25 protein-coding genes and 1 tRNA gene are annotated in these 24,365 nt (G+C 55.2%); 12 read left to right on the top strand and 14 right to left on the bottom strand.

The genetic code is table 11. From position 1 onward, the window contains the following. Position 1 precedes the first annotated feature (1 nt). Together GOV80_RS07745 and GOV80_RS07740 are read right to left on the bottom strand one after the other, a co-directional pair. Positions 2 to 1,183 (bottom strand): biopolymer transporter ExbB, encoded by a 1,182-nt coding sequence (locus GOV80_RS07745; RefSeq protein ID WP_170768990.1) that lies wholly within the window; start codon positions 1,181 to 1,183, stop codon positions 2 to 4. A gap of 70 nt (positions 1,184 to 1,253) precedes the next feature. After that, positions 1,254 to 1,784, bottom strand: coding sequence for a gamma-glutamylcyclotransferase (locus tag GOV80_RS07740; RefSeq protein WP_170783769.1), 531 nt, complete (start codon positions 1,782 to 1,784; stop codon positions 1,254 to 1,256). Between the two features lie 67 nt (positions 1,785 to 1,851). Here GOV80_RS07740 and GOV80_RS07735 point away from each other — a divergent pair, with 67 nt between their 5' ends. Next, positions 1,852 to 2,853: a DUF2125 domain-containing protein gene (locus GOV80_RS07735; RefSeq protein ID WP_170783767.1), complete on the top strand. Its 1,002-nt coding sequence runs from the start codon at positions 1,852 to 1,854 to the stop codon at positions 2,851 to 2,853. Here GOV80_RS07735 and GOV80_RS07730 read toward each other — a convergent pair. From GOV80_RS07730 to GOV80_RS07715, 4 genes are all read right to left on the bottom strand, one after another. Further along, the gene (locus GOV80_RS07730) at positions 2,850 to 3,659 is read right to left on the bottom strand and encodes an extensin-like domain-containing protein (RefSeq protein ID WP_170783765.1); all 810 of its coding nucleotides are present in this window, start codon (positions 3,657 to 3,659) and stop codon (positions 2,850 to 2,852) included. The two genes, GOV80_RS07735 and GOV80_RS07730, sit on opposite strands and share 4 nt — an antisense overlap. A gap of 2 nt (positions 3,660 to 3,661) precedes the next feature. Then, positions 3,662 to 4,576 carry a prephenate/arogenate dehydrogenase family protein gene (locus tag GOV80_RS07725; RefSeq protein WP_170783763.1) on the bottom strand — a complete coding sequence of 305 codons (915 nt, stop codon included), beginning with the start codon at positions 4,574 to 4,576 and terminating at the stop codon, positions 3,662 to 3,664. Continuing rightward, positions 4,573 to 5,658, bottom strand: a complete 1,086-nt coding sequence (hisC, locus tag GOV80_RS07720) for a histidinol-phosphate transaminase (protein ID WP_170783760.1) — start codon at positions 5,656 to 5,658, stop codon at positions 4,573 to 4,575. Before hisC ends, GOV80_RS07725 begins: the two co-directional genes overlap by 4 nt. Before the next feature lie 65 nt (positions 5,659 to 5,723). Next, positions 5,724 to 7,139 (bottom strand): aminotransferase class V-fold PLP-dependent enzyme, encoded by a 1,416-nt coding sequence (locus GOV80_RS07715; RefSeq protein WP_170783758.1) that lies wholly within the window; start codon positions 7,137 to 7,139, stop codon positions 5,724 to 5,726. A gap of 102 nt (positions 7,140 to 7,241) precedes the next feature. Here GOV80_RS07715 and GOV80_RS07710 point away from each other — a divergent pair, with 102 nt between their 5' ends. Then, the gene (locus GOV80_RS07710; RefSeq protein WP_170783756.1) at positions 7,242 to 7,703 is read left to right on the top strand and encodes an Lrp/AsnC family transcriptional regulator; all 462 of its coding nucleotides are present in this window, start codon (positions 7,242 to 7,244) and stop codon (positions 7,701 to 7,703) included. Between the two features lie 5 nt (positions 7,704 to 7,708). On the opposite strand, the gene GOV80_RS07705 is transcribed toward GOV80_RS07710, so the two are convergent. From GOV80_RS07705 to GOV80_RS07675, 7 genes are all read right to left on the bottom strand, one after another. Then, complete coding sequence (locus GOV80_RS07705; RefSeq protein ID WP_170783754.1) at positions 7,709 to 8,197, bottom strand: hypothetical protein; 489 nt, start codon at positions 8,195 to 8,197, stop codon at positions 7,709 to 7,711. A gap of 146 nt (positions 8,198 to 8,343) precedes the next feature. After that, positions 8,344 to 8,964, bottom strand: a complete 621-nt coding sequence (gene rpsD, locus GOV80_RS07700) for a 30S ribosomal protein S4 (RefSeq protein WP_170325974.1) — start codon at positions 8,962 to 8,964, stop codon at positions 8,344 to 8,346. 200 nt (positions 8,965 to 9,164) lie between these two features. Continuing rightward, positions 9,165 to 9,659 carry a hypothetical protein gene (locus GOV80_RS07695; protein ID WP_170768981.1) on the bottom strand — a complete coding sequence of 165 codons (495 nt, stop codon included), beginning with the start codon at positions 9,657 to 9,659 and terminating at the stop codon, positions 9,165 to 9,167. A 353-nt stretch (positions 9,660 to 10,012) separates the two neighbouring features. Further along, entirely contained in the window at positions 10,013 to 11,848 is a 1,836-nt protein-coding gene (locus GOV80_RS07690) for a TniQ family protein (RefSeq protein WP_170783752.1), read from the bottom strand. A 4-nt stretch (positions 11,849 to 11,852) separates the two neighbouring features. Further along, the gene (locus GOV80_RS07685; RefSeq protein WP_170783750.1) at positions 11,853 to 12,854 is read right to left on the bottom strand and encodes a TniB family NTP-binding protein; all 1,002 of its coding nucleotides are present in this window, start codon (positions 12,852 to 12,854) and stop codon (positions 11,853 to 11,855) included. Further along, positions 12,851 to 15,058 (bottom strand): Mu transposase C-terminal domain-containing protein, encoded by a 2,208-nt coding sequence (locus GOV80_RS07680; protein ID WP_170783748.1) that lies wholly within the window; start codon positions 15,056 to 15,058, stop codon positions 12,851 to 12,853. The genes GOV80_RS07685 and GOV80_RS07680 overlap by 4 nt, the downstream gene beginning before the upstream one ends. After that, entirely contained in the window at positions 15,055 to 15,735 is a 681-nt protein-coding gene (locus GOV80_RS07675) for a hypothetical protein (protein WP_170783746.1), read from the bottom strand. The genes GOV80_RS07680 and GOV80_RS07675 overlap by 4 nt, the downstream gene beginning before the upstream one ends. On the opposite strand from GOV80_RS07675, the gene GOV80_RS07670 reads away from it, so the two are divergent. The 10 genes from GOV80_RS07670 (at position 15,727) to GOV80_RS07625 (ending at position 22,689) form a co-directional block, all read left to right on the top strand. Next, entirely contained in the window at positions 15,727 to 16,182 is a 456-nt protein-coding gene (locus GOV80_RS07670) for a hypothetical protein (protein ID WP_170783744.1), read from the top strand. The genes GOV80_RS07675 and GOV80_RS07670 overlap by 9 nt on opposite strands. Positions 16,183 to 17,653: 1,471 nt before the next feature. Beyond that, complete coding sequence (locus GOV80_RS07665; RefSeq protein ID WP_170783742.1) at positions 17,654 to 17,884, top strand: DUF1192 family protein; 231 nt, start codon at positions 17,654 to 17,656, stop codon at positions 17,882 to 17,884. A gap of 211 nt (positions 17,885 to 18,095) precedes the next feature. Beyond that, positions 18,096 to 18,611 carry a hypothetical protein gene (locus GOV80_RS07660; protein WP_170783740.1) on the top strand — a complete coding sequence of 172 codons (516 nt, stop codon included), beginning with the start codon at positions 18,096 to 18,098 and terminating at the stop codon, positions 18,609 to 18,611. Positions 18,612 to 19,002: 391 nt separating this feature from the next. After that, positions 19,003 to 19,096: transfer RNA gene (locus tag GOV80_RS07655), tRNA-Ile, on the top strand. 17 nt (positions 19,097 to 19,113) lie between these two features. Next, complete coding sequence (locus tag GOV80_RS07650) at positions 19,114 to 19,536, top strand: hypothetical protein (protein ID WP_170783738.1); 423 nt, start codon at positions 19,114 to 19,116, stop codon at positions 19,534 to 19,536. Next, positions 19,502 to 20,026, top strand: a complete 525-nt coding sequence (locus GOV80_RS07645; RefSeq protein WP_170783736.1) for a hypothetical protein — start codon at positions 19,502 to 19,504, stop codon at positions 20,024 to 20,026. Before GOV80_RS07650 ends, GOV80_RS07645 begins: the two co-directional genes overlap by 35 nt. A gap of 4 nt (positions 20,027 to 20,030) precedes the next feature. Further along, positions 20,031 to 21,320, top strand: coding sequence for an AAA family ATPase (locus tag GOV80_RS07640; RefSeq protein WP_170783734.1), 1,290 nt, complete (start codon positions 20,031 to 20,033; stop codon positions 21,318 to 21,320). A 53-nt stretch (positions 21,321 to 21,373) separates the two neighbouring features. Beyond that, entirely contained in the window at positions 21,374 to 21,667 is a 294-nt protein-coding gene (locus GOV80_RS07635; RefSeq protein ID WP_170783732.1) for a hypothetical protein, read from the top strand. Positions 21,668 to 21,861: 194 nt separating this feature from the next. Next, entirely contained in the window at positions 21,862 to 22,038 is a 177-nt protein-coding gene (locus GOV80_RS07630; RefSeq protein ID WP_170783730.1) for a hypothetical protein, read from the top strand. A 240-nt stretch (positions 22,039 to 22,278) separates the two neighbouring features. Then, positions 22,279 to 22,689, top strand: a complete 411-nt coding sequence (locus tag GOV80_RS07625; RefSeq protein ID WP_170783728.1) for a PaaI family thioesterase — start codon at positions 22,279 to 22,281, stop codon at positions 22,687 to 22,689. Between the two features lie 50 nt (positions 22,690 to 22,739). Here the strand turns inward: GOV80_RS07625 and GOV80_RS07620 are convergent, their stop codons facing one another. Beyond that, positions 22,740 to 24,134 (bottom strand): pyridoxal phosphate-dependent decarboxylase family protein, encoded by a 1,395-nt coding sequence (locus tag GOV80_RS07620; RefSeq protein ID WP_170783726.1) that lies wholly within the window; start codon positions 24,132 to 24,134, stop codon positions 22,740 to 22,742. Positions 24,135 to 24,365: the final 231 nt, after the last annotated feature.

Genomic DNA, 24,365 nt, shown 5'->3' with positions numbered 1-24,365 from the left:
TTTATTCTCCGCCCGGTGTCGTGCGCACAGCACCGCGCGGCAATGTCAGGGCCTTGACCAGCAGCTCGATATCCTTGCGCATCTCGCTCATGCTTTCCTGACGACCGGCCGAAATTTCTTCGAGGATCCGCAGCAACTGCACATCCATCGACCGCAGGCGCATCCGGCTTTCAGCGTCGATCCCGTCGCCGGTGCCCTGTTCGCGCATGTGATCCAGCAAGGCATCCTGCCCCAGCGCCACACGTTCCAGCGCGGCGGTGACACCTTCGTTGTCGGATTGGCGCAGGTTCATATCGGTGATCACGTCCACCAACTGACCCAGCTTGGCGGATAGCTCGGCCCGATCGCCCTCCTGTGCCGAGAACAGGTCCTGCAAGGCGTCCATCTGTTCTGACATCGTATCCAACACCGGGGACAGTACGGCCAGTTCGGCACTGCTGCCTTCATCACCCAGCGCAAAGCCGACCCGCGTGATCGAGGATAGCCATTCCTCCATCTCGCGGTAGAACCGGTTCTGACCATGGCCCGCAAACAGCTCAAGCAAGCCGACGATCAACGACCCGGCCAGACCCAGCAACGAGGACCCGAAGGCCACGCCCATCCCCTGCAACTGTGCCTCAAGCCCGACCATCAAGCGGTTGAACACGGCCAGACCTTCTTCCCCCTCTTGCGGGTTGAGGCTACGGATCGTGTCGACAATGGCCGGGACCGTGGTGGCGAGCCCGAAGAATGTGCCCAAAAGCCCCAAGTAAATCAAGACGTTGGTGATATATCGCGTGATCTCACGCTCTTCCTCGATCCTCTCGGCCACCGAGTCCAGAATGGACCTGGTTGAACTGGAACTGATCTGAGAACGCGCGCCACGTTCGCGCAGCAACGAGGCCAGCGGCGCCAGCAATTGCGGGGTGCGCGCATCTTCGCGGACGACGCCACCGACAAAAGCTTCGATCCAGCGGACCGAGCCGATTAACTGTGTCACCTGAAGAAAACAGGCCAGAACACCGATCGCAAAGACCAGCAGGATAAACCCATTGAGATACGGGTTGGCATAGAAGACCGGCAAGACATAGGGCAGCGCCATAAACACGCCCGCCCCCGCCAGACCTATAGCGATCAGCATCGTTACGATCTGACGAATGGGTTGCGAGAAATGCGGTCTCGCGCCCTGATGTGCCTGCGCCATGCGCGTGGTTCCCGGTTCTTACCTGCTCTGACAGTGAATCTAGCGAAAATCCGCCGGTGACGCCAAGGGTTTATGCGGCAATGCTACGCACCCGTTGCGCCAACCACTCAAGATCAGGGTCGCGCAGGCCAATCTCGGCCAGATGTTCGGCGGTGTTATAGAGGTATTCGGTGTTCGGCCCGCGCCCGCCCACGGCGTGGGCGATGATCTGAGCCTGTTCCTCAAGCGGCATTCCACCGCAATATTGCACGTGGTCTTTTTCGATCACATAGGTGACAGCCTCGACCGTTTCGCCGCTTTCCAGATGCACGTCCAGCATCTTCTCAACATAGGCTGACGAAATGAGCTCACGCTCGCGCAACTCGTGCAGGGTGCGGTCTTCGTGACCGGGCTCGACCGACAGAGCCAGACCCTTGCATTGGGCGCTGTCCTGTTCGTCCAAAGCCAGCACAAGGCCGGGATGATCCTCGGTCCCGCGATGGTGGATCGAGCTCATGCAGAAGGATCGGGCATAACCGTGCAATGTTGCACGCGTGCTGCGGGCCACGGGAAACCCCGGATTCCACAACAGCGATCCATATCCGAATACCCACATCGTCATAGCACTGGTCCTTGCCCGTTTGCGCCTATAAACATCAATTCAGGTGCGGGAAAAAGGGCGAACTGCCATGCGCGGGCTGATACGGCTAGTCATTGTCATAACTGTGATCTGGAGCGCATATTGGTTTGTCGCCGGTTTTGGCTTGCGCAATGCCATCACTGCGTGGTTCGACGGACAACAGGACCGGGGTTGGCAGGCTGAGTATTCGCAGGTCGCCACCGCAGGGTATCCGTTCAACCATGTCACCCGTCTGGACAATCCCGCGCTGGCCGATCCGGTCAACGGCACCGCCTGGAGCGCGGATTGGATCGAATTCCAAAGCCCCGCCATCTGGCCCGGCCAGCAAATGCTGCGATTTGCCGACACGCCGCAGCGGTTATCGTATTTCGACCAAACCTCGACCATCACGGCGGCGGATTTGGTGGCAGAGTTGCAACTGCAACCCGGTATTGCGCTGGTGCTTGAGAAGATGGCGCTAACTTCCGGGCGGTGGTCAATCGCTGACGACGGAGAAGCGCAAGCGGCGGGCGAAACGCTGCAGCTGATCATGGCGCAGACGGCAAGCCCTGAGACCTATGCCATCAGCGCCCGGATTGACGGTTTCACCCCCGGTGACGACTTGCGCGAGCTCATGCGCTCGGCCACCACTCTGCCGCAATCCTTTGAGACGCTCGAACTGGACATGACGACCGTGTTCGACAAGCCATGGGACCGGTCCGCGCTGGAACAGGGTCGCCCGCAACCCACCAGAATTGATCTGCGGCTGGCCGAGATGAAATGGGGGGCCCTTCGTCTTTTTGCGGCCGGAGAGCTGGACGTGGACGCGCAAGGCATCCCCACCGGAGAGATCGCCATCAAAGCCGAGAACTGGCGCGATATGATCGCCATGGCCAACGCGGCAGGCGCATTGCCTGATCAGGCCGTCGACCCGGTGACGCGCGCGCTGAACTTCATGGCCGGACTTGGAGGCAACCCCAATGCGTTGGACTTGCAGTTGAATTTCCGAGACGGCTTCGTTGCGGTCGGCCCCCTGCCCCTTGGCCCGGCCCCGCGGCTTATTCTACGTTAACGACAATACGGCCCTTTTCTGTGGCGTGCCGTATCCAGATGGAAATGGTCCCGGTGGTAGCGGTCCGAGTTTGGCCCCAACACCGTACCAAACGGCCCGCACGCGCCGCGCCAGATTTTGGTCAGTTGTTTCTTTGACGGATTCTTGCGCCAGCCGTTCAGAACCGTCACCAGCTCTCCGTCCGCCATTCGAAAACCCGAGATATCAATCGCGCGCCCCTTGCCATGCTCGGATATCCGCGCGCCTTTCTGATTGTTTCGTGTTCTGCAGGCATAGTGCGCGGCGACTTGCAGTTCGACCACCGGACCACGGCGTTTGAAGGTTGGCTTGACCGTTTTGTCGACCCATTTGTTCAGCGCAATGGCAGTTCCGCAATCCATCGTAGACGGGCGGCTGAGTTTGACACCGGCGACCGAAGTAATCTGCACCGCGTCCTTGATCCCGCAGGCCTTGATCTTGCCCGGCACCTGCCCCACCGGTTTGCCTTGAATGTCGATATCCCCGCAAACCGAACCCTTGCGCAGCTTGCGTTTCTTGAACAGCGCCTCCTGTTCCAGCGCTTTCGGGCGCAGATAGGGCATCAGGGATGTGTCCGGCCCCAGCAACGGCAGCGCTGTCGGGCGCGCAGCGACGGCCAGAACCTGTGCCGAAACAGGACGCAACACGGGGCGAAGCTTTGTAGGGCCAACAACCTGTTCGACCGATGGACGCGCCACGGGAATCAATGACTGTTCCGGCGCTGCCTGTGCTGTTGAAGCCAAGGCCCCAACAAGCGCAAAAGCAATGGTCCGCCGGATCGCCCTCATGGCTAGGATTTCCCCCGGCCGAAATCCGGCGCATCCGTATCCTGACCTGCGTCGATGATCCCACGCCGGATCGCACGGGTGCGGGTGAAATAGTCGAATAGCTGTTCACCATCGCCGGTTCGGATGGCCCGCTGTAAGGCGAACAATTCCTCGGTGAATCGGCCAAGAATTTCCAACGTCGCGTCCTTGTTGGTCAGAAACACGTCGCGCCACATGGTCGGGTCCGAGGCCGCGATCCGCGTGAAATCCCGGAAACCGGCAGCCGAATATTTGATAACCTCGCTATCCGTCACCCGGCGCAGGTCATCGGCCACACCGACCATCGTGTAAGCGATCAGATGCGGTGCGTGGGACGTAACGGCTAGCACCAGATCGTGGTGGTCGGCGTCCATCTCATCAACGTTCGATCCCATCCCCTCCCAAAGCGTACGCAAGCGCGCGACGGCGGCTGGGTCGGTGCCTTCGACCGGCACCAACAGGCTCCAACGATTGTCGAACAATTCGGCAAACCCGGATTCTGGGCCCGAGTGTTCCGTCCCGGCCAGCGGGTGCGCGGGGATGAAATGCACGCCCTCGGGGATATGTGGCGACACCGCCTCGATCACATGTCGTTTGACCGAGCCCACGTCAGACACTGTTGCGCCCGGTTTCAGCATTGGTGCGATATCTGCAGCCACCGCACCCATCGCGCCGACCGGGACACAGAGAACGATAAGATCGGCGCTCTCGACCGCCTCTTGCGCGGTGTCGCACACCCGGTCGCAAAGACCGATCTTGCGCGCGGTGTCGCGCGTCGCCTTGGACCGCGCGTATCCCGTCACTTCCCCCGCTAGCCCGGCGCGTTTGATGGCCCAGAACATGGACGAGGCGATCAGCCCCAGCCCGATCAGTGCAACACGGTCGTAGATCTGGCTCATGCTGCGCCCTCTTTGAATGCGGTGATGGCCGCAACGACGCGGCGGCAAGCGTCTTCATCGCCAACGGTAATGCGCAGAGCGTTCGGCAGGTTGTACCCCGCCACGCGCCGCACGATCAGGCCTTGGGTTTTCAGGTAGTCATCGCAAGCTTCGGCCTCGGCCTTATCCGAGAAGCGCGCGAGGATGAAGTTGGTGCTGGATGGGTCCGACGGCACACCGATCTTGGCCAGCTCATCGGACAGCCAGACCCGAAGGCGCGCGTTTTCCGTATGGCAGAAGGTCAGATACGCTTCGTCCTTGATTGCGGCTTCCGCTGCTGCCAATGCGCTCAGCGACAGGTTGAAGGGCTGGCGCACGCGGTTCAGCACGTCGATGATCGACTGTGCGGCATAGCCCCAGCCAACCCGCATCCCGCCCAGACCGTAGATCTTGGAGAACGTGCGGGTCATGATCACATTCTCGAACCGGTCCACGATGGATGCGCCCCCATCGAAATCGGCGACGAATTCGGCATAAGCCCCGTCAATCACCATCAGGCAGGTCTGCGGCAAAGCCTCGGCCAGACGGACAAGATCAGCCTCGGGGATCATGGTCGAGGTCGGATTGCCCGGATTGGTCACGAACACGATCCGCGTCTGATCCGTCACAGCGGCAAGGATGTTGTCCACATCCACGTGACGATCCTTTTCAGGCACCATCACAGGTGTCGCGCCAGCCATCCGCGCGATGATCGGGTACATGGAAAAGCCGTGCTCGGTATAGATGACCTCGTCCCCCGGCCCGGCATAGGCCTGCGCCACGAATTGCAGCACCTCATCGCTGCCGACACCACAGATGATCCGCGCTGGGTCCAGTCCGTGCCGTAGACCGATTGCGTCGCGCAGGGGCGCGTGGTCGGTGCTGGGATAGCGATGCAGGTTGGCGGCACTGTCGCGCACAGCCTCGATCGCCTTGGGGCTGGGGCCAAAGGGATTTTCGTTCGAACTGAGCTTGATCACATGCGAAACCCCGGCCACATGCGACTGGCCGCCCTGATACAGCGCGATGTCCATAATGCCGGGTTGCGGGGTGATCTTGGTCATAAGAGGCTCCGTTGATTGGAGCCTCTCATACCTGTCTCAAGGCGTTGAGAAAAGCGGCAATTCCGTCACGCCGCTTTGAAGCGGGCGGTCGCCGGGTCGGCCGTGTAGAATGGTGCGAATTCAGCGGTGCGGCGCGACAAGTCATTGACGCTGTCGATCACGAACTGCACCGTCTGTTCGCTCATCAAATATGAGAAGTTCAACCGCACCCAGCCGGGCTTTTTCATCTCTTCTCCGGCAGACAGCGCCGCGTGCAACGCCTCGGACGTGTCCCGGTCTATGTCCAACAGGCGATGCGCATAAGGCCCAGCACAGGCACAGCCGCCCCGCGCCTGAATACCGTAGATATCGCTGAGCATACGAGTGAACAGTTGCTGATGCACCGGGTGCCCCGCGTTGTCGCGAACGAGGAAGGAGAAGATCGGCAGGCGGTGTGGATTATCCACGCCCAGCAGCGTGAGGTTCGGGTTGTCACGCCACCCTTTCAACGCCATTTGGTTATACTGTACCTCGCGTTTGGCAATGTCTTTTACGCCAACTACATCCTTGACGATAAAAGCCAGCGCCGCGCGGATATCGCCGATAACGTTGGGTGTTCCGGCTTCTTCGCGCGCGGAAAGGTTAGCGCTGTAGTCATGCCGCCATGGCGAAACAAAGCTGACCGTCCCGCCACCGGGCCAACTGGGACAGGTCCGACGCACGGCCTCCGTGTTAACAACCAATACACCCGAAGCCCCCGGACCGCCTGGAAATTTATGCGGAGAGACAACTATCGCGTCCTTACGTGTATCGCCTTCCCCTATATCCATCGGCAGGTAAGGCCCACCCCCGGCATAATCCCAAACTGCCAGCGCACCATGCGCTTTCAGCAAGCGTGTCACCGGATCGGGGTCGGTGATGATGCCGGTCACGTTCGAGGCCGCTGAAAACGACCCGATGATAAGATCGGACGCAGAATGATCGACCAATATACGTTCGAGCACTTGCAGATCGACACCCCCGTCCGATGCTTCGGGGATTTCGATCACCCGCGCCTTGCTTTCGCGCCACGGCAAAATGTTCGAGTGATGCTCATACGGCCCCAACAAAACAACCGGCCGGTCCGCCTCGTTAACACCCATCAGGCTGACCAACCGGTTGAGACCCGCAGTGGCGCCAGAGCCGGTGAAGATCACCGCATCCTCTTCCTGGGCGCCAACGATGCGGGCAATCTCTGCGCGGGCCTCTCCGCGCAAGCGCGTCATATACGCGCCGCAATACGAAGCCTCGGTGTGGCTGTTGGCATAAAACGGCAACACATGCGCAGTCACAAAATCCTCGACCTGCCGCAACGCGCGGCCCGAGGCAACGTAATCCGCATATACAAGCGGCACGTCCCCGCGCAGACCCGGAATCATGACACCTTCTCCGATCAGCCCATCACGAAGGGGGGTTATGCAATCGGCGGATTGGATGGACGCGCGAAATTGGTTCAGGGTCATGGCTAAGGCTCCGTATTACCCTGACAATATGATTGGTATTCTTTGGATAAACTTTACCTTTCTTTGGGTAGTTTTTCTATTTTTTGTGTCGTATATTCAGATATGGCCGCAAAAATAGATCAAATTGACCAAGGCATACTGCGCGAACTGCAAAAAGACGCGACCCTGTCACAGCGAGAACTGGCGGATCGGGTCGGCCTGTCTCAGAACGCGTGCTGGCGCAGGCTGAAGGCGCTGAACGAAAGCGGCGTCGTCACCGGGTCGACCGCCAAGATCGCGCGCGAGAAACTGGGCCTCAGCCTTGTGGTTTTTGTGATGCTACGAACCCGGCATCACTCGGCCGAATGGTTGCAGGCGTTTCGCCGCCATGTGCTGACCATCCCCGAGGTTGTGGATTTTCACCGGATCGGGGGCGATTATGACTATCAGCTCAAGGTCGTGACGCAGGATATGGCATCCTATGACAAGGTCTACCAACGCCTGATCGAAAAGGTCGAACTGGACAGCGTCACGTCCTATTTCGCTATGGAAGCGATCGCCGAGGGGCGACCGCTGCCGATCTGACTGGATCACTCACCAACAATCAGCTGCAAATCCCCGTCTCCGGTCACAAAACCGGTCACGAAGAAATTGCGATTTCCGGACGAAACCCAAGCCCGCGTCGATTCACCCGGGATCGCGGGGGTATAGGCCAACCGCGTGTTCGACGCGAAGGCACGCGCCAACCGGTTGATATCGCCAACCGTCGGCACCGGCCGGGTCGTGCCATATCCACGCACGATAACCTCACAGGACCGATCTCTGGTACTGCCCCCAAGGAATTCCATCCCCCGCTCAAGTTTCGGCTCATTGGCATTGAACCCGGCACGAACCCGCGATTCTTCGAATGTTGGGGCGGTCTCGATACATCCATGTTGAAAACTTTGCAGGATGCCGGTCAAAAGCGGGTCCTCGGACCGCAGCCCACTTGATGTCAGCGGTCTGGTGGCGTCGGAGCAACCGACAAGTAGAACGGCCAGCCCTGCTGCGGTCAGGATTTTCTGAATACGTGCTGTCATAGCGGTCTCAAATTTACTGTGTTATCTCATATGCGCTTGGTCACGGTCCAAAATGTTGAAATTTCAGCGCAATGGCAACAGAACTGTGTAAACGAAAAAACCGCGCCGGATGGCGCGGTTTTCGAAACTTTCCAGATCGGCGAAGATTAGTTCTTCGCGTAGAATTCAACGACCAGGTTCGGCTCCATCATGACCGGGTAAGGCACATCGCTCAGGCCCGGTGCGCGCACGAAGGTTGCGGTCATTTTCGAGTGGTCGGCGTCGATATAGTCAGGCACATCACGCTCGGCCAGCGCAACTGCTTCCAGAACAACGGCCAGTTGCTTGGACTTGTCGCGTACTTCGATCACGTCGCCTTCTTTGACGCGGTAGCTGGGGATGTTCACCCGCTTGCCGTTCACTTTGACGTGGCCGTGGTTCACGAACTGACGTGCGGCAAACACGGTTGGCACGAACTTGGCGCGGTAAACAACAGCGTCCAGACGACGCTCCAGCAGACCGATCAGGTTTTCACCGGTGTCGCCTTTAACACGCTCGGCTTCAGCGTAGATGCGGCGGAACTGCTTCTCGGTCAGGTCGCCATAGTAGCCTTTCAGCTTCTGCTTGGCGCGCAGCTGCAGACCAAAGTCCGACAGTTTGCCCTTGCGGCGTTGACCGTGCTGGCCGGGGCCGTATTCACGACGGTTGATCGGGGATTTCGGACGACCCCAGATGTTTTCGCCCATCCGGCGGTCGATTTTGTACTTGGCAGACGTGCGTTTCGTCACGGCTGATCTCCTTCTTTATGTTCGAAGGCGCTGCTCTGCTACAAGAGTAGGCGCCTACTATGAAGGGCGTTGTCCTCTTGGGGTTTCCCCCATGACAGGCATCCCCTTGCGGGGGCCACCAACACCAATGAAGCCGCGCTTATATCTGCAGTTCCGTCAGAGTCAACAGGTCCTGAAAAAATCCGGTCCGTTGAAACGGATCAATCCACCAACGGTCCCGCATTCGCCGCAGGCAGGCGCGGCACTGCGTGAAGATTGGGGTCCATGCGTGGACGAGTCGGGAACGAGACCACCGTATTCGCGTGGCTGGCCGATTCGCCGCCAGCCTGACGGATTTCGACAAACTCATCGACCCAAAAGTCCTGTTCGCGTGCAGGACATCCTTCTTCGAATACCAAAAGAGGTTCAGCCTGCGTCGCCGAAACATATAACAGGGCCGAGAATTGCTGTGCCCCGTTGGTCAGGATAACAACACCCTGCGCACCGTTGCCCAATTCGTCTTCCGAGATGAAATGATGCAGAACATTCAGCGGTACCTCTCGGCCGTGCGGCAAAGAACCGTCCACAAAGGCGGCATGCCCGCGCCAGGACCACGCAGCCCCAACATTCAAAAAGGACAGAGGCGCCGCCTCAAGCCCATCCAGTTCCGTCTGTTTCCATAAAATGGCTATACGACCGTTTTGCCCGGCTCTCATTATACCCGCCCGCACCTTTCAACGTATCACTGCTTACGCTGGCGTTCTTATCAGGGCAAATTCTGGCAGAAAAGAGACGTTAACATAACGTTCATAAAAATGTTGCTAAAGAGATTCAGCTTCTGGCCTCTGGCGGGAAACGATCCCACCAGCGCCACATGAAGCACCAACCTATTAGAACCCACTCGTAGACAGATCACCGCTCAAAAATAGTGAAAAAACAATGGATGCATAGTATCCGGCTACCGAATGGCCCATACGACAAGGTCATTCCCGCCCACGTGAAAGATCACTTGCAACAAAAAAGACCGCTCAATAGAGCGGTCTAGGTCAAAGATCTGTAGCTTTTGTCGTCAGAGGTCGGAGACCCTGTAGAACTCAGCACCGGCAACCTTTGGATCCCACACTGGCCTGAGACCTTTGGCGACCAATTTTTTGCGTAGACGTTCAGGCTCGCGGTTCCAATAGCCGTCAATGGCTGAGAGTTTTCGAAATCGGCTTTCAAACTTGCGCAGGCTTTCGTAATCCACCAGTTCGCGCATGACCCCCATGTGAAGAACCTGTCCGCTAGCTTCCAAAACGGGATGGCCATCAGTTTCCTTTGCCTGCAAGAGAAATCTCACAGTGTTCGGGAGGACGCTTAGCTCTCGTGAAGCCTCCGAGATTGTAAAGCCAGGTTGACCTGCTTTTACGCCGAGCTTGTTCGCGACTTCTTCGAGATTCACCAACACTGACTGGAACTTGAGGTCAATCGGTAGAAGTTCGACTTTGTTCAGGTGACCGTCGAGCAATAAAGTCAGAATCTCCATGGAGGGCGAATGCAGGGTGATTGCTGTATCACAGATGTTCGACATTCCCTCGCTTGGCTGAGCAACCGAACAACCGGTTTGCCGCATTCTTTCGACCAGACTGCTCAGGTCGTTTGAATCTACGCCCTTGTGTCTCCCGCTAGTGTCACCGTCATCCTGAATGACTGACTTTAAGATACCGCTCTTTAGCAAAAGTTCGGCCTGCGCTCTGCTGCATCCGATAGTTCTTGGGATCTTGGCTACTGGAATAGCTCTACTCAGTTTTTCAAAGAGAGCTTCGGCCTGATCCGCAGGCACGGTTCGCCGTTCATCGTCAATTCGGTCAAACAACGGTAGAAGATCTGATTTGCGAAGCGCGTGAGTGGTCGTCTTAAGATGAAGGCCGTATTGAGCCGACAACGACGCGACCGTGTGCCGTCTCGGTCGGTCCACAGTCTTCCCAAACAATTTCGATCCCGCAGGTACGTAAAACCTGTCGAGAATGTACTCACGAAAGACATCCTGGATGGGTCCTACAGGTTTATCGTTCTTTCTGAACTGAGCCCACTCGTAGAGCTTCCCAAAGATTCCCTTGGGTCCGACCATAGAGGCATTTGTTACCGGACGACTACAGATGATTTCGAACCCCTCAACGATGCCCTTTTCTCCACGGGATGTGAACTCAAAACCCGTTTGACCGGCAACATCCCAATCATCTTCTGAGAGCTTTGACAGTGTAACTTGTGCGCCAAACTCGATACAGGCGCCCAGCATCTCGGTGGCATGACAAGCCAAATCAATCTGCTGCGAGTCCATCCAATGATAGCTACTACACCTTTCAAATCGTGCCTCAGCATAGAGTTGCAGGGCGGACGGGTCTCTTGGTTGAGAAACCTGCAAGCATTCCTCCAATGCGATCCGATTGCCGGCGAATTCAGCATATTTTCCAACGACTCCCCAAGTTTTAGCCACACGTTTCCTTACCAATGGCAACCTGTGGATGGCGCAGGTTCGGATTGGAGCAAACGACCAGTTGATCCGAAAGGTCCCGGCGCGAACACCGTCCGTTTCATCTTCAATGCCCAACAACAGGCAAGTTGGACAAAACTGAATGCAATTCATATCCAGAAACTCACGATGGAACTGTTCATCTTTGAAGCGATAAAGGCGGTGGGAAACGTTTTCGTACGCACCCAAGGCAAGCAACTCAAACGAGACCCCTGTAACCTCGGTTAGGCGTTCCAGCGCACTCCGCTTTCCAGAGATCAACTCCCTCTGACACACACCGATGAGTTTCAAAAACTCCGTTGCGCCGAGACCGCAATGAAGCAATCCAAAACGGTTGACCCACGACACAACACTTTCGCCTGCCGCCAACGGCAGATTGGGACGCATCGCCATTGAGTTACTTCCGCCCGGCCTGAAGATTCTGTCGAGCTGTGCGCGCGGCCTCGAATGCCGCAGCCCCAGCATCAAGTTCAATGGAAGCCCAATTGGGAGACACAAAGACATTTCGCTCCCAATCGCAGCCCTCCTGCATACCCCATGCTTCGGCAAAGTGCATTGTGGTCAAGTTGGGTGCACATTCTTCAACAGCGCACTCAATTGCGTTCAGGATAGTTTCAACCGCTCTTCCAAATCGGCATCGACTCGCGTGAATCAATCGCCCTGCGAGAAGTTTGTCTCTTTCAAATCGAAGACCGATCTCATCGGTGAATGCCTCAATCAGATGCAGCAAATTGGCGTCATCCAAGCCCGGCGCCAGTGGAGCCGGTACGACTTTCGTGAACCTGCGATTCACCTGCGGGTCGTAGCTTGTGATTTCTGCGAGACGCTCCGTCCCGCTAAGGATCGGGATGACAGCGGAATCATTTTGCATCAGAGTTTTTAACATTTTGAGCATGTCGTCGATCTCTCGGGCTGAACCAGAAAGAAACATATCCTGCGCCTCATCGAACCAAAGGACCACGATGTCGAGAAGAGCCAGCCGATGACGTGCAATGCGCCAAATCTCCCACGCGGTGGTACTTGCTGCGACCCGATCCAACCCGGTCGCGGACAAAACGGCACGACCCAGGCTTTTAAGTGTTGCAGGGCTGGGCACTTGAATTCTCAGATAGCGCGGCCAGTCTTCGCCTTGTTTGACTTGAAGCGCGGGGTGTCGTGATAACACACGATTGACAGCAGTAGTTTTCCCGCTGCCCGCAGCTTCGATGATCGTGATGCCACGAGTTTCAAGGTCTCCAGTGAAGCGCCTCGCCCGCGGCAAATAGTTTCCATGTTCATCGCGCATCAAAAGGCGATTGAGGTGTCGTAGAATCTGCTTATCGCGGTCTGTTTCTACGTGGTGCTTCCTCAGCTCCATCAGGGTCGTGTATTTCTCATTTTGGCTGAAATCCGACATCATTCTTCGCCTTTCTTGATTGTCCAGGCTGGGTTCGGTTCCGGTTCTTCCGTACGCGGCGGCACAGTAGTCTTAGGATGCTGAAGATCATCTGGTTCAGCGGGAGAAATGATTTCTCCGTAGCCAGAAGAAGCCTCATTTAGTGAAGTTGATGAAGATGAGACGTTGAACCCGACAAAGAGGGAGTCTTCGAGTTTCTTGACCCGTTCAGGGGACCAGTTTTGCGAAATCAGACCGAATTCCAGCGAGCGCTGTTGGTTCATCATATTGATCGCATCGATTGCTTCGAAGACAACACGATCTCGCCATTTGAGCGCCTTTTGGTCTTTCGTGCGGAGGCTGCGTCGCGCCTCCATCCAAACTTGCGCGTGTACGCCAGAAAACCCAGAATGGCTTGCTTGTACCGTCTCCCAGATGTCACCAAGTCGCACTTCGATGGAACCAATATCGTCTGGTAGCCACCGCACTTCGACTTCAGTGTTACCATACCGAAGGAACCAAGCGGCAAGTCCCTCAAAATGGTAGCGAACACCAAGTACGGTGACACCATTCTTACTGACTTTGCGAGAGAGGCGAGTTCCAAAAGCAAGCCTCTGGTGCTTCTCATGCGGTGCTGCTCGCAAAGGATAATTCCCTGCCTCGTGGTTGGTTCTCCATTGCTCCAGAGGGGTGCGCCCCCCAAGTCCGGAATGGGGCGTATTGTGATAGATATCGACGATCCAACGCACTAGCGCGTAACACAGGTCTTCAGATGTAAGGCAAGCGCGATCTTCAGAGGGATGATCTCCCCGCTCAAGAACTGATGAGAAAGTTCGACCATTCAATCGATGCAGCAGCGTCAGCCCGGCCGTCCGAAACAGACGTTCGACTGTTCCGCGCATACCCGGGATGCCCGCGATTGTTCGTTCCAGAACAATCCAGAGTTCCGCGCAGACATCGGTAAATACGCCGGATTTGAAGGCTGAACCATTGTCGGTAACTACCATTTCTGGTGTCGCGGCCATGTGCCACCCTGACACGGCACCTACACGGTCTGCCCATTCACCTTTGTCGCACATGCTCATTCGAAGGCAATCAATAGCACCAGAGGCCTTTGGGTTGCGTGCCAGCTTCATCCCAACGAAGCAGCGCGTTCGACAATCGATTGCTGCGGTAATCCACCATCGCGCCTTTTCGTTGTTTAGACCAAGCTCCAGGAGTTCATCCGTAGAAAAAAGACCGAGGAGGCCACTGTCGGCCATGAGCGTGATAAGATCGATTTTCCACTCGTCGATTTGAATTTTTTCATATGGGCGCGCAATTTCCAGACCACGGCCAACCGGCTTGAACATCTTCTCTGCTGCCTGTCGGCCTTCCCGGTTCAAGACCACTTCAAATTTGTCGAGGTCATTGATTGTGTTGCGAACAGTTTCCCGGGAAGGAATCCGGAACTCCGACAAGCCCTGCTCGACGCGCTGCTGGTTCTCAAAAAAGAACTTTGCTTTGACGTCTACGTAGGTGTTGGCTTTGGAAGGGCGGTTGGGAGAAAGATAGCTTTCCCTAACGGTTGCGACGAGTAGCGCCCGCTCCTCTGGGGTGAAATAACTGTTACGGTTTCCGCGATTCGACATGTTGTCCGCAAGACCAGCGAGTCCAAATTCGCGATATGCGGCCACCCATTTTCGAAGAGTTCTGGCATGGACCTTATCAAGCACCTCGGTGGCCTTTCCACCGGGACGCCGACGACGCTTGCCCGCACGGATCTCGTTCTCTCTTTGAATCTCGTCCGGGCTTGGCGCCACTTCGCGCAGGTACTCAGATCCTCGCGAACAGATTTCAGTCATGTTCAGCTCGATTGAAGGATCATTCGCAGCAACCAGACCTTCAGCATGCATATCCAGGTAGGCTGAAACATACGCCTGTTTGAAGCGGAGACGAGCCCTCTGCTTTGGCGTAAGGTCCGAGATACGGGACACAGGAGCCACGAGCCGTTGGCGCGCATGCTCTGGCAAAAAATAGTCCGGTTCATGGAAAATCTTTCCGCTTCCATTCAAGCGTGCCAGTTCACCGGACGAAAATGTTTCAGCAAGTCCGACATCGTCTGTTGACCGGAGAATATAGCTATCCCCCGATTGATAGACTAAGCGCATCGCCTTGCCTCCAATGACAACACGGTCATGCTGGTTAATCTGAAATCGGCCGTAGTGAGATGAGTTTGCTTGGGTCATTTTTCACCTCCCACCGCATGCACGAAGGCCTTGGGTGAAAGAACTTCATGACGTGATTGCCGAAGAACGTCCCGCCGAACCAAACACAACAATGCGCGATAGCCACATGCCGCCATGCCGACCTTCGCACTCAAATCACGCAGTGTGACGGAACCGACCAAATTTTCGGAAACTTTCTTAGCTTTATCTGCGGCTTCAGCACTAAACTCGGATGGTCTAACAGCCGCAAGAATAGCTGCGTTCCGAAGATCGACCTGGCAAAAGCTTCTTTCAGTCACCAGGCGAACCTCACAACAGAAGCCCGAGTGGACTGCATAAAATGCAATGACCCTCATTTCGGAAAGAAAGCGTTCGGACGATGCTCGTTTTTCTGGTTTGACGGTATAGGCGACACGTGCGCCTGATTTCAGAAGTGCAAGGACATCGAAATAGTGACGTTTAGTACGTCCACCCTCTTCCCATTCGAACAGTGCCTGTTCCTTGAGGCGCTCGACCTCGCCACTCGCATTCAAAAGTAAAAGATTGCAGAGTTCGAGGTGGGATTCAGCTTGAACCCGATATCCTTCGTTTTCACCAAGGACGGCAAATGCCGTACAATGCCCCTTGGAGGCGTTCGCAATTCTTCTGTCTGCCCTAGAGGCAGCTGGCAACTTAATGCCACCCTTTACATGGTACATGTTTCTTTCTCGCACGCTTTCGACCGCACCCTCAGCAACCCTGAGATGATGCTTGGTCAATTTCGGATAGACGACGAAACCAGCGGGAATGCCGCTGGTTTATCCGGCTATTCGTGCGAAACTGAAGATGTGAAAAATGCCCTTGATCGCAAAGCTATGGCTCACGCCAAAAAATCGGAGCAATCGAACATTTCTTGGAAGGATGACGACCACGACTCTTGCCTCATACCAAACTCTAAACCTTTGAAGGTCGCAGCAATCGTAGTGAATGCAATGACAGACGACCTGAACTTCCCTTACGGAGATTCAGCAGGCTCTTATACGAGCGAAAGTGATATCGTAGCACTTCTTCGTCATTGGACCCTTCAATTCTCACATCTTGCCTTCCGAATCAAGACAAAACTAACGCCTTCCAGAAATTTCTTTCTACTTATTGGTGTAAGATGAGAACAAATTGCGACCCTGCCCTAACCGGGAGATCTTTTACGGCCCCAGCCAGTCAATCTGGCCATTGAGGAATTGAAAACGCTCTGAGTAGCAAAAACCAGCTTGGGTTCTTTAGTGAAAGTAGCTGCCTGACGGCTCTTGCTGTTCCACCCGAATCAGTTTCGCAAGGCAGCGGGTTTATTACATTCTAAGCGCTCCAAGAGGAGAACTTAAAGCGAACAAATTTTGGAGTAAGGTGCCTTCAAAATTTGCTGAGAGAACAACTCTATTCTTTTATGGAAGCAGGTTTATTCTTGGTTTTTCGCTGCGTGAATTAGGCAAAGCCTAATTCAAAGCAGTTTTGCCTATTTCCAGAAGCCATCAAGGATAAATGTTTTAAAACAGCATCTTATTGAGATTTTCCCAAACATCTCGTACGATTTCATCCAGTTTGAAGTCGATCCAATCCCGGAGCGGCACTATTGGGTGAGTGAGAATATTGAGATGACGGATCTGTCATACTTCCAAAACTCCGCAGGCAGCGATGCTTCGGTAAATTGGGATTGGTCGGAGCGAGGCTCTCCGGGCAATACTCACGACCAAAGTCGGTGGTGGCAATGGAAGCTAGTCAATGTCAAAGCGCTACTGCGGGAGGATTCAACCAAGATCGCAACAACAGAAAATGGCAGAATCTGTTGTCGGCAGCTGCGTTTCTTTATGTTGATTAAATTTCTCCAGATGATAACCAAACCGAAGTGGGGGGGGGCTTTTAGTGACTTAAACGCAGGAGGTCGGAAGAGCCCCTGGTTGAGGAGAAATACGCCTTAAAAGTGTGTCCATATTTAAACGGAGTCACACCACAGAAACCTTTGCCAATTGGATCATATGGTCGTTTTCAGCGCTCTACAGCGGCACTGATTTTCACAGCATAATGCTCTCTAGAATGTCAGATCACGCTGACGCGAACAGTTACCTGCCGGCACCTTGCGGGGTGCTTCCAGCGTATCAGGACCACGGCGCTGGGAAAGAGATCTTAGAGGCCAGTTTTGAACATCTCAGTTCCGTCGGCACGGATGCGGTGTTCGTGTTGGGCGTCCCTACGTTTTACCCTCGATATGGGTTTGTCCCAACGGACAAGCAGACGCGATACCCGGACCTGATGTCGACACCAGAGGCTTGGATGGCGCTTGAGTTGACAGAAGGATCTTTACAGAGACTGAGTGGCGAGACCGTGGCCGTCCCACAGTTCATGCAACCTCATTGGTGGGATACTTCGCAACATGGGTGAAATCCATCCGGAATCGTCGCTGAAAAACCGGAGCCGCACTTCAATACTGCTAGTTGAAGGGCGGGTTCATTTCGCGTGGTGTGAGTTAGCGAAGCTCGAGATGGAAAACACGCCCTAGAGCCTTCCGAGTGCCGACGTCCTAGCTGAAGCTTTGGCAACACCACTAGCTTTGGTCTGCTATCCTCACACAAAAAGGTGGATTCGATGACAAAAACAGAGACTGAACGGTTTGAGCACATCCAGTTTCGGATCCCAAAAGCCAAACTGGATGAGTTTAATTCAATGGTCTACGAGCGCTACGGCATGAAACATGGCGGCAAGACCAAGATGTTTCTCGATCTGATTGCGGAACATCAGACATCGCAGCGGATCGCGCTGTTGAAAGCCGAGATAGAACGGTTGGAACAGCAAAGGCAGGAGAAGCACGCGCTTTAGGAAAAACTCACCGCCGGGCAGATAGTTCCTGTGGTCATGGGTGACGAGAAGCATTTGCAAATCCAGCACAAAGAAGCGCGGCTTTCCTGTAGTAATAGATACTACAACTTGCAGTTGATGCCCCAAGCAAAGATCATTTTGTCTACCGAAGTGCTGCCGGAACCCAATCGGAGCTAACCCTCCTACCGGCGGAATTCCAGGAGGGCGCGGCATGTCCGAAACCGAAGCCACCATCAATTTGATCGACTACGACAATATCCAGGCAAGCGTTGAGCATGAGTTGGGAGTTACAGCAAACGGTTGGTCAGGGATCGTGACTGAACTTTTTGAGCAGGTCAAAGCACGCTGTGACGAGATTGGAATCGAGTATCCAAAGGTCCTCCAGATAAAGGAAAAGTTTGGCGAACTCCGGATCTACTTCAGCAAGGCATCCGAGGATGAACGTATCCGCGGCTGGGTCGCAGCTACTATTTTTAGGGCAAACCAAAGTTGCGAGCGATGCGGGAACGCGGCACGCCCGCAGAATTTAGGAAGCTGGATCATAACGTTATGCTGTTGGTGCGCGCATGCGGAAGCGGCCAGGCGGTTCAATGAGCACAAACGCCGCTATTTCCGCCGAACGGACGCGCCCGGGCACCTCGTCTGTACAGTCTGTGGCTACGTTGGACATATCGACCGTTCCGATGACAGGCGGAGGTGCCCCAGTTGCGTGAAAAAAGGCTGGTGAGATCCAGGCAGTTTCCACTTAGACCACGACACTGATCGCCTTGTGTGGAGTGACATAAGAGCTGATAATATGCGCCTTCGGAAAAGACACGGAAACTGCAAACCTGTTCGCGCCGACTAAGAAACCGGACTTCCGGGCGCTTTTTGTGAAATCAGAATCATCCCCCGATTCTCGCCTTGATTGGGGAAATGAGTGTGCCTGATACAGTCGGGAGGCGGCAACTTACACAACCTATGATAGAAAGATCCCGGAACTACGCGGTAAATCACGACGTTTCGCATTCTTCATGTTGACACGATGCCTCGCGCTGGTTCAGCTTCGCCCCATGTCCAACACACGCATCCACTGCCAACGAATATCGACCTGAGTCGATACCCCACGCGAAACACGTGGGAGGCAGCATTGGCATGCGGGCGGGGCTTATACCCCTGTAATAGCTCCAGATCAGAGTGCACGAGCCGGTTCGATTCCGGCGCCTCCTACCACCCTTTGGAGGCATTCCATGTCAAAAGAACCCAATACAAAAGAAGAAAACAAACGCCCGCTCAAGGCTTTCACAAGTGACGATCTTGTGTCGGAAATCAAAGCACGAATTACGACTGGCGAGTTGAGGGCGTTGCTACTGTTCGACGGGAACACAGGGCGCGTATACTCAGACTTGGGAGCCGAAAACCGGCGCTGTTTTTGTCCACGAGACATGCTGCGTATGGTTTTTCCTTTTCAGGACTTCAACACAGACAGTGCCATCCACAAACGAATTGCGGAGTTTCTGTTCGACCTATCGGACGAAGACTTCTTCGCTCTCAAATCGACCGTGGCAGCAGAAAAGGAAGAGGGCATCCGGCGCCTCTTCGCGCGATTGAAGGAGCCTGATGTTGAGGAGGACCTAGGTGAACCAGATACTGGGGATCCGGCAGATGACTAACACCTTCGACTACGATGACATCCGCGGCTCCGTTGAGAAGCACCTCGGGAAAGACAATCTGGGCTGGGTTCGGATTGTCACCGAGTGCTTTGAAGCGATCAAGAAGCACTGCGACCGGCGTGAGGAGAGCTATCCTTCGGTCGACCATATCAAGCAGAAATTCGGCTCGCTTCGGATCTACCTAGATCGTGCGCAGGAAGACACGTTCATTCAACTGCGGTTGCAGCAAGCTATGCAGGAAGCTGAGATGTCCTGTGAGCGGTGCGGTAACGCCTCCACAGCTCAGGTCATCGCTGCCTGGCATGTCAACCTGTGCTGTTGGCACGCGCATGAGGCGGCCACTGAGCGGATGGAGACCTTTCCCACGGTGCGTTTGAATACACGTGCCAAGAACGATGCGCTTCAATGTCGTAGCTGTGGCTATATCGGCCAAATTGCCTGGGACGCATCTGGTCACCGATGCCCCGCCTGTGTGGCGAAAGGTTGGTAATCCGATGAGTGCAACAACCTGGGAAGAAGATGAAATCTTTGCGCTGGCTGGATTCAGCCATGACGAGGCAGAAATCCTCCGCCTTGTTTTGAATGCACTCAACTCCCGTGCGTCCTGGGAAATCGTGAAGCAAAGGATTTTGGAAAGAGCCAGTTCTGGAGACCTCCTCAAGGTGATCAATAAACGATCAGAAGAAACCGCAAGATTTAGCGATGAGCCTGACAACTGGCGGCAGACTGAAATTAACCGTTTGAGGGAAATCGATCCTGCTCTCACCGTCTTCGCCCAGGACATGGTGGAACAGATGACGAGTCTGAAGCGCTGGAAAGAGGTCATGGGCCTCATCTCCGAACGTCATGCTGCCGACATGAATATGGAAGCCTCTCGCGCAGAGAGTGAGAAAGCCACTGCTGCCCGATATCTTCTGGACAAGGTGGACTTTGAGTACCTGCCGCGCACACTCAGAAAAGAGATGCCGGAACATATCAAGCAACTCACAACCTGGAGCAATCAATTCGCCCGACTGGCCTCACTTGATGCGCTGAACGAGCTTCGTGCAGTTTCCCAGAGGTTCCCTCATTGCAACTTCGTCATCGAGGGGATGGCACATGATATCGAATGCCGATGGAGCATCGGATCTGACATCCTTCATATCCAACCCACCCTATTGGTTGGCGAGCCCGGGGTTGGCAAAACGGCTTTTGCAAAGGCAGCCTGTAAAGTTCTCGGCCTATATGTGCAAAGCGCAAACGTCGGCGGCAAATCGGAGAACCATTTGTTTGGTCTTTCGGTAGGTTGGAGTAGCGCGCATGCAGGGATCGTGACGGAGGCCGTGGCAACGGCACGCGTCCTTAACCCAATGATCATCCTCGACGAAATCGACAAGACGCACGCGAGCCGCAACGGAGATATCACCGGCGAACTTCTTGCGTTGCTCGAGCCCTCTGAGGCCAGACGATATCGAGAGAAGTACTTAGCTGCTGATGTGGATGCCTCACATGTGAGCTGGATTCTGACGGCAAATGATCTGAGTGGCGTTCCTGCGCCTCTTCTTAGCCGCTGCACAATTTATGAGATCCCGCCGCCAACGCCGGAGCAACTGCCTGCGATCATTCAGAGCTTGTTGAGCGAATTTGCTGCTGAGTTTGGGTTGAGACCTGAGTTCTTTCGGCTGGATCCCAGCGACATCGAAGCTTTGGTAGGCACCTATGAGCAGCACAGATCAGTGCGAGTTCTGAGGCGGCTGGTACGGGGCCTTCTGCATCAAAAAACCAAAAACCACTCGTGGAACTAAGGCGGGCCCATGAGAGCCAAGTGTGCAGACACACCAAAATAGGAAGAACGAAAATGCTAAGAGTTGTTGTCTATGTAAACCGCGCCCCAATCGCGGAAGCCCGTGCAGGAAACATGTCCGGGCTTGCGGATATTTCTGACTACAAGGTCCGAGTATTCGAAGATGAAGCCCCACATCTCGACATCCCGGCTCAGGATGTCACCGGGTGGATTAAGAGTCACACACGCCGCAGCAGCGTTTGGTATCTGGTTCGAAAAATCGCCGAGTTGGCTGTACGGGAGATTGAAGCAACGTCTGACAATGAACAGGATGTGTCGCCAGATGACACCCAGCAAAACGAGCAATGAAGAGTACCGGAGCCGGTCTCCCGTCCTTCTGCACCATCGCAAACTACTCGCGCTGGAAGACGAGCTTGTTTGCAGAATTACAGCCTCTCCTAAAGAAGCGCTCGCACGCCCGAGAACTGGCTTTCTGAGGGCGATGAAGTATTATGCAAAGTTAGCCAATTGCCCGAAAGCGTCAGATACAGAGGGGAATGGGAATGTCGGAAGAAGGTCCCAATGAGACTGCCGAGGAATTCGAGAAACGCTGCGAGGTAGACGCCATCACGGTGGCCTTTCTCCTACTCAAAGCAGCTCAATTCGCCTCAGAGGATGGGCTAACGCGAAAAAACATGAGCGCGGATGAGTGGGGAGAATTCGGCCCAAAGCAGGTTTAACAAGGGTAAGTGTCGCCGGTTTTTGAAATTGTGCGATAGGCCGCTTACAGCCCAAACCGGACATTCAATCCAGGACTTTGCAATTCCGGCTTAGCGGACCTTCCGGACCTTCACCGCAGTTGCTCGAATGTCCGGTTGCAGCGCTCTCATAACCGCTTCGGTAAGACCAAATGCGCAAGTTCTGGGTCGATTTCAGGTATCTCAGATGCAAGCCTGCAATCGCCACTGAAAGTTGAGGGTATGGAATTGAATATCAGACAAAGCCTGGCTGAGAATGAATGGAAGGGCGAAATCGGCTTCACCATTGAAAGCCGCGAGCCTGAACGCGTGGTTGCCAGAATGCCGGTAACTGAAGCTGCAAAGAACCCGTTTGGAACGATGCACGCGGGCGCTTTGATCTGGTTTGCCGATATCGCAGCAACCTTGTGTGCCATCGGCGATCTGGACAGTATTGGTGAAGACGGGTCAGGCTTTCCGCTCGCCGTTGATCTTCATACCGTGCTGTCGGGCAATGAAAGGGCAGGCGATCTGATTGCAACCTCCACAACGGTCAAACGCGGTGGCAAGCTCATTGTCATTCGCACCGAGGTTCGCGGAGAAACAGGGCGTCTGTTGATCGACATGACAACCACGCATCTGCGCGCCGGTTGACCAACTGGAAAGCACCCGCCCTTCTTGCGGCGGATGCATGTTTCCTTGCCTCAAACCGTCGTCAGAAATTCCGTCAACTGATCAATGGTCGCTTCATCCGTGCGTCCATTGGTAACGCAGGCCCGCAAAACCGGTTTTCCCTCGAACACCGCCTTGGAAATCCAGAACCGGCCATCTTCATGAACTGCATCGACATAACGTTGTACAGCGTCGTTCCCTTCCGGCGGAACCATGCAACTCACCCCCATGAGAGACCGGTTTGCCTCCGTCCAACCTGCCTTTCTAAGGTTTTCCGTGAACCGGTTGGTCAGGCGAATTGAGCGTTCAACATGGTCTCCGTAGCCGTCCCATCCGGCAGCACCAAGGGCGAGGAACAGGCGCAACCCCACGAAGCGGCGTGACCACTGGTTGGAATTCACATAGAAATCCTTGGCCGCCTCGCTTTCCGGCATGTAGCTGGCCGAAATCCGGAAAACTTGGGCGGGTATGTCGGGGCGTGAGGTCAGGAACATGCCAGCCCCCATCGTGGTGGCGAACCATTTATGGGCGTCAATCGTGATTGAATCCGCCTGTTCAATGCCATTCAACACCGACCGTCCTGCCGTACTGGCAATCATCGCGCCACCCCAGGCCGCATCGACGTGAAACCACATGTCATGCTCTTGCGCCAGAGTGCTGCAATCCTTGAGTGGGTCGATCATCCCGGCATTCGTAGTGCCAGCCGTGGCCACGATCAGGACCGGGACGCATCCGCTTTTCAGATCCTCATCAATGGCGGCCGCCAGACAACCCGCGTCCATCTGCCCTTGACCGTCGGTGGCGATCAATCGAACGGCGTTGCGTCCAATGCCCGCTGAATGCGCCATCTTCAACCATGCAAGGTGGCTTTCCTTCGAGACGTAAATCGTCGGCTGACCACCGAACGCATAGATGCCCTTGTCGCTGTACTCCGGGCATTTGCCCTGCAAGGCACATAAAACAGCCGTCGAATTGGCCTCGGCCCCACCACTGGTGAAATGCCCCCCGGCCCCCTTGGGAAGCCCGGCGCGCCGGGCCAGTTCATTGATGACATGTTGTTCAATTTCGACAGCGGCTGGCGCATGAGAATACACACAGATTTGCGGATTAAAGGCTGACGCGATCCGGTCGGCACATTCCGAGGCAAAGGTTGGCGCGGGATTGAACAGACCAAGATATCCCGGATGAGTCATCTGAACGCTGCCGACATCTAGTGCATTAATCACCCAATCCATCAGGGGTTCGAGTTCTTCTGCCTGATCAAACTGTTTGGATTTCAACTCTCCCAACCAGTCAGGCGTTAACTCAGCCGAGGTCGCCTTGCGATTGGCATAGTCGCGGCGTGCCTGGCTCAAGCGCTCGGTCAACGCGTTTTCCGCGTCTGTTATTTGGTCAAAATCCGGGAAGAGTGCGTCGCGTCCGTGCATTGGGAATTCCTGTGGTTGTTTGGTGTGAAACTATCCGTGCTGAATAAGTTCATCGACCCGAAACATGCGGTATTCACGCGGCAATACTGCCAAATTACTATCCCGAACTGGACCAATGACGGCTTTCCTCACATCGCTTCAAAATGAGCGAGGCGCAGCATTGGTCACTAAGGGCTGATGTCGTTGAAAAAGTCGTTCGTTTTTGCGTCTTGGTGTTCTGCGTTGTCTATA

This window comes from Ruegeria lacuscaerulensis, from assembly GCF_013034685.1.
In the GTDB taxonomy this organism is placed as follows: Bacteria; Pseudomonadota; Alphaproteobacteria; order Rhodobacterales; family Rhodobacteraceae; genus Ruegeria; species Ruegeria lacuscaerulensis_B.
The sequence above is the reverse complement of the archived record's forward strand: the minus strand, read 5'-3'. Positions and strand labels throughout refer to the sequence as shown.